Genomic DNA, 1355 nt, shown 5'->3' with positions numbered 1-1355 from the left:
GGGCTATAGGAACTAAACGCGTTGTTTATGTTGGGGGTTTGGCCTTGTGGCTGTAAGCGTGTTGGGTGGTTGTTAATAGGTCGGGTTGTTAATAGGGGTCTTGCAGGGGTGCCCGTTCCTGTTCGATTGGGGAATGAGAACCAGATCGAAGAGGGCCAGGCATTGCCCCATATGCCATGGGCGGATGCGCAAGCATGGGCGCAACAGATCAGGCACGCAGCGCTGGATGCGTCCGTCCTGCTCGATCACGTCCACCGCGCGCAGGCAGGACCGGGCCCGCGCCGCGCAGTTGAGGGAGTTCCCGGACTGGCCGCTGACGGGCAGGACCCGGGAACAGATGGGGGCCATGGGCGCCAGGGCCTGGCGTAAACGGGTCGGCTGGTGCTGGAACATCAAGCCGGCAATCACACCGGACGGGGTGGTCCATCACACGCTCATGGCCGACGGCACGTATATGGCACACGGCTGGTGCCTCCTGATAGCGATCGACGGGCAGACGGGCCAGGTCATCGACCGGCAGTGGTGCCATCAGGAGAACACGGCGGCCTACACGGCCCTGTCCTCCCGCATCCCCGGGCCCGACGTGCTCATCACCGACGGCCTTCGCGGCGTGCAGAAAGCCTGCCATGCCTTGCTGGCCGGGCACGCGCATCCAACGCTGCCTGGTGCACGTGCAACGCAACACCAAAACCGACCTGACACTCAAACCACGACTTCAGGCCGGCAAGGAACTCAAGCGACTCTCCGACCAGCTCACCCGGGTCCATACCATCGAGGAAGCGGTGCGTTGGGGTGAGGCCTTGAACGCCTGGCACGAAAGATGGAAAACCCTCATCGACGAACGCACCATGGCCAAGGACGACCCAGCCAACCCCAAAGCCAGCCACCAATCCTGGTGGTGGACCCACCAGGAACTCCGCCGCTGCTACCGCAGGCCCGAACACCTCTTCCAAGACAGGCAGCTCTTCGCCTTCCCGGAACCCGAACTCACCGCCGGCGGGCCAGTGGAACGCACCACCAACCGGCTGGAAGGAGGAGTCAACCCACCCATCAAACGCACCCTCCTGCAACACCACGGCCTACCCGAGAGCCACATGGGACGCGCCTGCGAACGGCACTGCTACACGAAAACCGACAACCCCGACCCCGCCAGCCTGATCAGGGACGAACACCAGCAGCCACAACCAGCACCCAAACGGGAAACCAGACAGGAACAGGACGAGCCCGAACACTACGGCACCGCCATCAACTGGAACGAGTTCCACACACCAGTCAGATACCCCAACACCACACTCTGACCAACACACAACCAAACCCACACACAGAACCTAAAACAACGCGTTTAGTTCCTATAG

General features: G+C 62.3%; 1 pseudogene. It reads left to right on the top strand.

Going from position 1 to position 1355, the window contains the following annotated elements:
• Positions 1-133: 133 nt before the first annotated feature.
• A pseudogene (locus tag DKK74_RS08640) lies at positions 134-1298 on the top strand (IS1249 family transposase).
• The last annotated feature ends 57 nt before the right edge of the window (positions 1299-1355 follow it).

The sequence above is a fragment of the Bifidobacterium asteroides genome (assembly GCF_003202755.1).
Taxonomy (GTDB): domain Bacteria; phylum Actinomycetota; class Actinomycetes; order Actinomycetales; family Bifidobacteriaceae; genus Bombiscardovia; species Bombiscardovia asteroides_F.
The sequence above is the reverse complement of the archived record's forward strand: the minus strand, read 5'-3'. Positions and strand labels throughout refer to the sequence as shown.